The organism is Novosphingobium mangrovi (genome assembly GCF_022818885.1).
GTDB classification, from domain to species: domain Bacteria; phylum Pseudomonadota; class Alphaproteobacteria; order Sphingomonadales; family Sphingomonadaceae; genus Novosphingobium; species Novosphingobium mangrovi.
Genome location: NZ_JALHAT010000050.1, coordinates 21,100 through 30,315 on the forward strand (window position 1 = coordinate 21,100; position 9,216 = coordinate 30,315).

Annotated in this window: 7 protein-coding genes; 5 read left to right on the forward strand and 2 right to left on the reverse strand. The window is 65.8% G+C overall.

Annotation, left to right across the window (positions count from 1 at the left end; translation table 11 throughout):
- Positions 1 to 109: 109 nt before the first annotated feature.
- Together MTR65_RS18250 and MTR65_RS18255 are read right to left on the reverse strand one after the other, a co-directional pair.
- Positions 110 to 1,834 carry an amidohydrolase gene (locus tag MTR65_RS18250; protein WP_243802717.1) on the reverse strand — a complete coding sequence of 575 codons (1,725 nt, stop codon included), beginning with the start codon at positions 1,832 to 1,834 and terminating at the stop codon, positions 110 to 112.
- Positions 1,835 to 1,863: 29 nt separating this feature from the next.
- Positions 1,864 to 2,832: an NAD(P)-dependent oxidoreductase gene (locus tag MTR65_RS18255; protein WP_226637630.1), complete on the reverse strand. Its 969-nt coding sequence runs from the start codon at positions 2,830 to 2,832 to the stop codon at positions 1,864 to 1,866.
- Between the two features lie 125 nt (positions 2,833 to 2,957).
- Here MTR65_RS18255 and MTR65_RS18260 point away from each other — a divergent pair, with 125 nt between their 5' ends.
- The 5 genes from MTR65_RS18260 to pnp all read left to right on the forward strand — a co-directional run.
- Complete coding sequence (locus tag MTR65_RS18260; protein WP_148627694.1) at positions 2,958 to 4,211, forward strand: threonine ammonia-lyase; 1,254 nt, start codon at positions 2,958 to 2,960, stop codon at positions 4,209 to 4,211.
- A 264-nt stretch (positions 4,212 to 4,475) separates the two neighbouring features.
- Positions 4,476 to 5,315 (forward strand): arginyltransferase, encoded by an 840-nt coding sequence (locus MTR65_RS18265; RefSeq protein ID WP_243802710.1) that lies wholly within the window; start codon positions 4,476 to 4,478, stop codon positions 5,313 to 5,315.
- A gap of 256 nt (positions 5,316 to 5,571) precedes the next feature.
- The gene (gene truB, locus MTR65_RS18270) at positions 5,572 to 6,489 is read left to right on the forward strand and encodes a tRNA pseudouridine(55) synthase TruB (RefSeq protein ID WP_243802712.1); all 918 of its coding nucleotides are present in this window, start codon (positions 5,572 to 5,574) and stop codon (positions 6,487 to 6,489) included.
- Between the two features lie 5 nt (positions 6,490 to 6,494).
- Positions 6,495 to 6,764 (forward strand): 30S ribosomal protein S15, encoded by a 270-nt coding sequence (rpsO, locus tag MTR65_RS18275; RefSeq protein ID WP_039390382.1) that lies wholly within the window; start codon positions 6,495 to 6,497, stop codon positions 6,762 to 6,764.
- Between the two features lie 259 nt (positions 6,765 to 7,023).
- Positions 7,024 to 9,216, forward strand: a 2,193-nt coding sequence (gene pnp, locus MTR65_RS18280) for a polyribonucleotide nucleotidyltransferase (RefSeq protein ID WP_243802714.1), incomplete at its 3' end; no start/stop codon positions are given.

Consider the following 9,216-nt stretch of genomic DNA (forward strand, 5'->3'; position numbering starts at 1 on the left):
GCCCCTTGACCCCCAAATGGGCGACCTCACCGTTCTCGGCTACGATAGCGTGAGAGTCTTGAGGTGGACAGTTTTGGGAGCCCGAGGGCGATGGCCCTCGGATTCGGCTTTACTGTCCTTCGTCCTCTTCTTCGGGCCGCAGCGCTTCTTCGCTTTTCGCGCTCTCTTCTGCCGCCCAGGCCTGCTGGCCGCCGATCCAGGTTTCCTTGACCGTGAGGTCACGCAGGGCCTCGGGGCTGACCGTCATGGGGTCCTTGTCCACGAACAGGAAGTCCGCGCGGTAGCCCTTGGCGATGCGCCCCAGGCGATCCTCGGCGAACATCGCGTAGGCCGCGCCCGTGGTGTAGGCCGAAAGGGCGGCTTCGCGCGAGATCGTCTCCTGCGCCTGCCAGCCGCCGAAGGGCTGGCCATCCGCGCCCTGCCGGGTCACGGCAACCGCCATGCCGGTGAAGGGGCGCGCGGGTTCGACCGGCGTGTCCGAACCAAAGGCCAGCGAGGCTCCGGCGTTCGCAAGCGATTTCCAGGCATAGGCACCGGACAGGCGCGCCGGGCCCAGGCGGGCTTCGGCCATGGTGCGGTCGCTCGCCTCGTGCTGGGGCTGCATCGAGGCGATGGTGCCGTGCGCGGCAAAGCGTGCGATGTCGGCGGGGGCGAGGATCTGCGCGTGTTCGATGCGCCAGCGCCGGTCGCCCGTGTAGGTCGAGGACAGTTCGTCGAGCGCGTCGAGCACGACCGCGTTGGCCTCATCGCCGATGGCGTGGACCGCGACCTGGAAGTGGTCGAGCGCGGCGCGGCTCATCATGTTGGAAAGCTGGGTCTGCGAGAGGAGCGGCAGGCCGCGCGTTTCAGGATCGTCGGCGTAAGGCTCCTTGAGCCAGGCCCCGCGCGAGCCGAGCGCGCCGTCGAGGAAGAGCTTCACACCGCTGAGGCGCAGGCGGTCATCGTAGACCCAGGCCGAAGGCCCGGGCCCGCCGATCAGTTCCATGTTGGCAATCGAATCGGCGTAGGAGACGATGCGCACGCGCAGCCGTCCGGTATCGCCCGCGCGGCGGAACGCCTGCCAGTCCTCGATGCTGGTGCCCATGTCGGCAACCGCGGTGACCCCGTTCCTGAGGAAGTCGAGCTGGGCTTCGGCCAGCGCGGCGTCGCGGTCCTCGGGGCGCGGAGCGGGGAGCTTGGCCTCGACCAGTTTGGCGGCGGCATCGACAAGGACGCCCTCGGGCGCGCCCGAGGCGGTGCGCACGATGCGCCCGCCCTTGGGGTCCTTGGTCTTTGCGGTGATGCCTGCCGCTTCGAGCGCGGCGGTGTTGGCCCAGCCTCCGTGCGCGTCGACCCGGGTCAGCCAGGCGGGCTTGCCGCCGGTCACGTTGTCGAGTTCGGCGGCGGTGGGCAGACGGCCCAGACCCCACGCGACCTCGTTCCAGCCCGAGCCCAGAATCCAGGGCGCCTCGGGATGGGCGGCGGTCCAGGCGGCGATGCGCGCCAGCGCCTCGTCGAGCGACCGGGCCTGCGACAGGTCGAGTGTCAGCTTGGAAAAGCCCAGCATCATGACGTGCGTGTGCGCGTCGATCATGCCGGGGATCACCACCTGACCCTCGCCATCGAGACGGTAGTCGGCGTACTTGGGACGCTTCTCGCCCTCGTGATAGACTTCCGCGACGTGGCCGTCAGGCGCGATCAGGAAGCCGTCGAAGTGCTCGATACCGCCCTGGCCGTCGGGCGAGAGTCCCTCGATGTTGTCGATGAGGGTGCCGGGGACCGGCTTTTCGACCTCCTCGGCCTTCTTCTTCTTGCGGGCTTCGGCGGGCACGGCGACGAGCGCCGTTCCCAGCATCGCGGTCAGAACCGCACGGCGGGCGAATGTCACGGACGGCTTTTCCTCGGCAGCCGCTTGACGATGGCGCTGGTGTCGAGACGTCCCCCGCCCATCGCCTGGATCTCGGCGAAGAACTGGTCGACGAGGCCCGCCACGGGGAGCGAGACGCCAAGGCCCCGCCCTTCCTCGAGGCTGAGCCCCAGGTCCTTGCGCATCCAGTCGATGGCGAAGCCGAAGTCGAATTCGTCCGCGTCCATCGAGGACCAGCGGTTGTCCATCTGCCAGGACTGCGCCGCGCCGCCCGAGATCGCCTCGTAGACCTTGTCCATGTCGAGGTGCGAGGCCTGCGCGAAGCGGACCGCTTCGGCCAGCGCCGCGATGTTGCCCGCGATGCAGATCTGGCAGGCCATCTTCGCGGTCTGCCCTGCGCCGGCCTTGCCGACATGGACGATACGGCTGGAGTAGGCCTCCATGACAGGACGGGCCGCCTCGATGGCCGCGTCACGCCCGCCGCACATGAGCGTGAGCGTGCCCTGTTCGGCGCCGATCTGCGAGCCGGTCATCGGTGCGTCGACGCACTGGATCTGGAGGTCGCGCGCTTCGACCGAGATCTGGCGGGCGATGCGCGCCGAGACGGTGGTGTGGTCGATGAAGGTCGAGCCCTTGCGCATCGTGCGAAAGGCCCCGTTGGGGCCGAGCACGACGTCGGCGAGATCATCGTCGTTGCCCACGCAGGTGATCACCACATCGGCGTCGAGCGCGGCGTGCGCGGGGTTGGCCGCGACGCGCGAGGCGAGGCCCGGGTTCTCCTCCTGCCAGCGCTTCAGCCGGTCAGGGGAGCGGTTGTAGATCGTCAGTTCATGGCCCGCCTCGGCAATGTGCCGCGCGATTTCGCCGCCCATCACCCCAAGGCCGATGAAGGAGACCTTGCGCGGTTCCACAGGAGGCCGCTCCAGCGTGGTTTCCTCGCCGGTCTGCGGCTCCTCGGCGTGTGCATCACTCATCTGTTCGGTCATGGCCTTGTCCTTAACGTGTTTTGGCCAAATGCAAACCGTCCTGCGACGGCGCTGCGCCCAGTCGAGAGGATAGGCGGCCCTTTGCCGCCTTTCAATTCCCCGGTAATTCCTTTAGGCGCCCCCAGATGGAACAGCCTGTATCGAAGCCTGCCGAAACGGCCGCAGACGCGGTCCTGACCCTCGATGATGTCCGCGCGGCATCAGGGCGCATTTCGGGCAATATTGTCCGTACGCCCACGATGCGCAGCCAGACGCTCAGCGAGATTACCGGCGCCGATATTTGGCTCAAGTTCGAAAATCACCAGTTTACCGCATCTTACAAGGAGCGCGGTGCGCTCAACGCGCTCATGCAGCTGAGCGAGGAGCGCAAGAGCCGCGGCGTCATTGCGGCCTCGGCCGGCAACCACGCGCAGGGCCTCAGCTACCACGGCACGCGCCTGGGCATCCCGGTTACCATCGTCATGCCGCGCACGACTCCGCTCGTGAAGGTCATGCAGACCGAGAGCGTGGGCGGCAAGGTCGTCCTTGAGGGCGAGAGTTTCGACGATGCCTATGCCCACGCCCGCAAGCTGGAGGCCGAGCACGGCTACACTTTCGTCCACCCCTTCGATGATCCGCACGTCGCGGCCGGGCAGGGCACGGTGGCGCTCGAAATGCTCGAGGACGTGCCCGATCTCGACACGCTGGTCGTGCCGATCGGCGGGGGTGGCCTCAGTTCCGGGATGGGTACGGCTGCGCGCGCACTCAAGCCCGAAATGAAGATCTACGGCGTCGAGGCGCAGCTCTACCCCTCGATGTACAATGCCCTCAAGGGCATGAACCTGCCGATCGGCGGCGATACGCTGGCCGAGGGCATCGCGGTGTTTTCGCCCGGCGCGTTCACCTCGCGCACCCTGAAGGGCCTGCTCGACGACATCCTGCTGGTGAGCGAGCCCAAGATCGAGGGCGCTCTGGCGCTGCTCCTCCAGATCGAGAAGACGCTGGTCGAGGGCGCGGGCGCCTGTGGTCTGGCGGCCCTGATGGACAACCGCGACCTGTTCAAGGGCCGCAAGGTCGGCATCGTGCTCTCGGGCGGCAACATCGACACGCGCCTGCTCGCCAACGTGCTGCTGCGCGACCTGGCCCGGTCGGGGCGCCTCGCGCGTCTGCGCATCGGCCTTCAGGACCGCGCGGGCGCGCTGTTCAAGGTCGCCAAGGTGTTCCACGAGCAGAACGTGAACATCATCGAGGTCTTCCACCAGCGCATCTTCACGCACCTGCCCGCCAAGGGGCTGGTGACCGAAATCGAGTGCGAGGCACGCGATTCGGCGCAGCTCGACGCGCTGATCGCCGCGCTCCACCGCGAGGGCTACGAAGTGCGCCGGGTCGAGACCGACTGAACCTCGGGTCCGGACTTCCGCTCGGGTAGACGCCTGACCTGGCGCGGCGACCTGGGTAGGAATACATGGGGTGAAACCCGGCCCGATCCGGGACAAGGCTCCGGGATGGCGTGAATTTCGCGCGATCCCGGAAGCGCTTGCGCCACTTTTGTGGTTAAAACACTTTCAACGGCGGATACGCTCCTGCATATTTGCCGGAACAAGGGGCCTTCGCGGTGCCTTGATCGACCACGCAGGTAAGAAACAAGAGGACGCAGCGCCCCCGTGACGGCACCGGTTCGATTTCCCCGCTTCTTCGTGACCAGCCCCGCGCCGTGCCCCTATCTGCCGGGCCGGAGCGAGCGCAAGGTGTTCACGGAGCTCAAGGGGCCGCACGCGGATTCGCTCAACGATGCGCTCAGCCGCATCGGCTTTCGCCGCAGTCAGACCGTTGCCTACCGCCCCTCCTGCATCGACTGCAGCGCCTGTATCTCGGTGCGTGTGGTCGCCAGCGAGTTTGCCGCCTCCTCTTCGCAGAAGCGCGCGCTCAAGGCGAACGACGATCTGGTCGTCACCGTCTGCCGCCCCTGGTCCACCAGCGAGCAGTTCGAACTGCTCCAGGCCTACCTTGCCGAACGCCATCCCGAAGGCGGGATGACCGCGATGGACGAGATCGACTACGCCGACATGGTCGAGCATACCCCCGTCACCAGCTACGTCGTGGAATACCGCGAACCGTCCGAGGACGGGGTGACGCCGGGCCGCCTTGTCGGGGCCTGCCTGACCGACCGCCAGTGCGACGGGCTGTCGATGATCTACAGCTTCTATGACCCGCAAAGCCCGCGCAAGGGCCTGGGCAACTACATCATCCTCGACCACATCCGCCGCTCGGTGGAGATGGGGCTGGGCTATGTCTACCTGGGCTACTGGGTCGAAGGTTCGGCGCGCATGCAGTACAAGGTGCGCTACCGCCCTCTCGAGAAGCTGGGCCGCGCCGGGTGGGAACGCATGGCCCCTGAAGACCAGGACCGCCTCATTGCCGATGCGGTGGCCAATCCCCGCAAGGAAGAGGGCCTCGGTACCACGATGGGCAAGGACGGGATGAGCGCCATCTCGCGCGACTGAGGCTGCGCGAAGACCAAGTCGGCAGTCAGTATTTTTCAAGGGGTCATCACCCCTTGACCCCAAACTCGGCGACTTCACCTCTCACGGCCAAGGCAGCCGGAGTAAGGTAAGCTGGACAATTTCGGGAGCCCGAGGGCGATGGCCCTCGGAATCTGTTCTTCCTTCTTGGATTTGCCCGTGTTGACAAGCCCGCCTGCTTTGCCTCTTGGGGCGCGATGATGACCAATTCCCTACTTTTCCTTGGTAAGGTGCGCTGATGCCCCATGGCTGGATCATTCTCGACAAGCCGGTGGAGCTGGGCTCCACGCAGGCCGTCGCCGCAGTCAAGCGCAACCTGCGCGAGGCGGGCTTCAACGTAAAGCTCAAGGGCGGGGTCAAGGTCGGCCATGGCGGCACGCTCGATCCGCTGGCCTCCGGCGTCCTTCCCATCGCGCTGGGCGAGGCGACCAAGCTGACGGGGCGGATGCTCGATGCGGACAAGACCTACCTCTTCACCCTGCGCTTTGGCGAGGAGACCGACACCCTCGATGCCGAGGGCAAGGTGATCGCGACGAGCGATGTCCTGCCCAGCGCCGAGGAGCTGGCGGCGGTCCTGCCGCAGTTCACAGGCCCCATCACTCAGGTCCCGCCCGCCTATTCCGCGCTCAAGATCGACGGCAAGCGCGCCTTTGATCTGGCGCGCGCGGGCGAGGAAGTCACCCTCAAGTCGCGCGAGGTGACGATCCATGCCCTTGAGATCCATGGCTTCGATGCCCGTGACGGGGTGACCTTGCAGGCGCAGGTCTCCAAGGGGACCTATATCCGCAGCCTCGCGCGCGACATCGCGCACGCGTTGGGAAGCTGCGGGACGGTGACCATGCTGCGCCGGATCAAGGCCGGGCCCTTCGACCTCTCGGGGGCGATTTCGCTGGACAAATTGAACGAAGTCGGTAAGGGCGCGCCTCTTGAGCAGTTACTCTTGCCGCTGGAGGCGGGGCTGGACGACATCCCGGCCATCGACCTCGACCCGGAGCAGGCAAGGGCGGTCCGACAGGGCCGCGTTCTGACCGGGATGCCCCAGGATGACGGGCTCTACTGGGCACGGCTGGAAACCATTCCGGTCGCGCTGGTGGAGCTTTCACACGGCGACGTCCGCGTGGTCCGGGGGTTCAACCTCACAGATGTCGCGGAGTGAATGAAATGACGGTTACTGCCGAAAAGAAGACGGAAATCATCACGGACAACGCCCGCGTCTCGGGCGACACCGGATCTCCGGAAGTTCAGGTCGCGATCCTCACCGAGCGTATCCGCAACCTGACCGAGCACTTCAAGGCTCACCACAAGGACAACCACTCGCGTCGCGGTCTTCTCGCCATGGTCAACAAGCGTCGTTCGCTGCTGGCCTACCTCAAGAAGAAGGACGTGCAGCGTTACAACGACCTGATCCAGAAGCTGGGTCTGCGTAAGTAACAGCCAAATGTTTCGGCCCGCCTCTGGCGGGCCGTTTCATATTTCCGGCCAGCGTACGGGACCTATCCACCTGCGTTCCTCGTTGTGCTAAGAAAGACCCCGCCGGGGCCGCATGGCCGGCCCGGGCACCGAAATAGACAGGTATCCTCGCAATCCGGCGAGGGGCCTTCGGGGCATGACAGGCCCCGTACCGGACCGGGACGGCATCCCCGGCAGTAAATCCCGCAGGCAATAGGGCCGGCGGGCTGAGGAATATTCTATGTTCGACGTCAAGACCGTATCGATGGAGTGGGGCGGCAAGACCCTCACTCTCGAAACCGGCCGCATCGCCCGCCAGGCGGACGGTGCCGTTCTCGCCACCTACGGCGAAACCGTGGTGCTCTGCGCGGTGACCGCCGCCAAGTCGGTGAAGGAAGGCCAGGACTTCTTCCCGCTGACCGTCCACTACCAGGAAAAGTTCTCGTCGGCGGGCCGTATCCCCGGCGGCTTCTTCAAGCGTGAGCGCGGCGCGACCGAAAAGGAAACGCTGACCAGCCGCCTGATCGACCGTCCGGTGCGCCCGCTGTTCCCCGAAGGTTTCTACAACGAAATCAACGTCATCTGCCAGGTCCTGAGCTATGACGGCGAAACCGAGGCCGACATCGTCGCGATGATCGCCGCTTCGGCTGCGCTCACCATCTCGGGCGTGCCCTTCATGGGCCCGATCGGCGCGTGCCGCGTCGGCTTCGAGGATGGCGAATACACGCTCAACCCCAAGCAGACCGCCGCCCTTGAGAACGGTCGCCTCGACCTCGTCGTCGCCGCCACCGGCAACGCGGTGATGATGGTCGAATCGGAAGCCAAGGAGCTGACCGAGGACGAGATGCTGGGCGCCGTCATGTTCGCGCATGACGAGTGCAAGAAGGTCGTCGACCTGGTCATCGACCTTGCCGAGCAGGCCGCCAAGGACCCCTGGGAAATTGACCTGTCGGACAACACCGCCGACATCAAGGCGAAGCTCAAGAAGGCTGTCGGCAAGGACGTTGCCGCCGCTTACAAGCTGACCGATAAGTCGGCCCGTTCCGCCGCGCTCAACGAGGCGCGCGCCAAGGCCAAGGAAGCCTTCGGCGAGGAATCGGCGCAGACCCAGATGGTCGCCATCAAGACTATGAAGAAGCTGGAAGCCGAGATCGTTCGCGGCGCCATCCTCAAGGACGGCACCCGTATCGACGGCCGCAAGCTCGACCAGGTCCGCCCGATCGAATCGATGGTCGGCTTCCTGCCGCGCACCCACGGTTCGGCGCTGTTCACCCGCGGTGAAACGCAGGCGATCTGCACCACCACGCTGGGCACCAAGGACGCTGAGCAGATGATCGACGGCCTCGAAGGCCTGTCGTATTCGTCGTTCATGCTGCACTACAACTTCCCGCCCTACTCGGTCGGTGAAGTGGGCCGCTTCGGCGCGCCGGGCCGCCGCGAAATCGGCCACGGCAAGCTGGCATGGCGCGCGCTGCATCCGGTGCTGCCCGCCAAGGAAGACTTCCCCTACACCATCCGCATCCTCTCGGACATCACCGAATCGAACGGTTCGTCCTCGATGGCGACGATCTGCGGCGGCTGCCTCTCGATGATGGACGCGGGCGTTCCGCTGGCACGTCCGGTTTCGGGCATCGCCATGGGCCTGATCCTCGAAGGCGACGACTTCGCGGTTCTCTCGGACATCCTGGGCGACGAGGATCACCTCGGCGACATGGACTTCAAGGTCGCAGGCACCGAGAACGGCATCACCACGATGCAGATGGACATCAAGATCGCCGGCATCACCAAGGAAATCATGGGCAAGGCGCTCGAGCAGGCCAAGGCCGGCCGCGCGCACATCCTGGGTGAAATGACCAAGGCTCTGGGTTCGGCCCGCACCGAGCTTTCGGCCCACGCGCCGCGCATCGAGACGATCCAGATCGACAAGTCGAAGATCCGTGACGTCATCGGCACCGGCGGCAAGGTCATCCGCGAGATCGTCGCCGAGACCGGCGCCAAGGTCGACATCGACGACGAAGGCGTGATCAAGATCTCGTCCTCGGACATCAACCAGATCGAGGCCGCCAAGGCCTGGATCCAGGGCATCGTCGAGGAAGCCGAAGTCGGCAAGATCTACAACGGCAAGGTCGTCAACATCGTCGACTTCGGTGCCTTCGTGAACTTCATGGGTGGCAAGGACGGCCTCGTCCACGTCTCCGAAATGAAGAACGAGCGCGTGGAAAAGCCGACTGACGTCGTCAAGGAAGGCCAGGAGGTCAAGGTCAAGGTCCTCGAGATCGACAACCGTGGCAAGGTCCGCCTCTCGATGCGCGTCGTCGACCAGGAAACCGGCGAAGAGCTGGAAGACACCCGTCCGCCCAAGGCGCCGCGCGGTGACCGTGACGGCGGTGGCCGTGGCGGCGATCGCCGTGGCCCGCGCCGTGGTGGCCGTGAT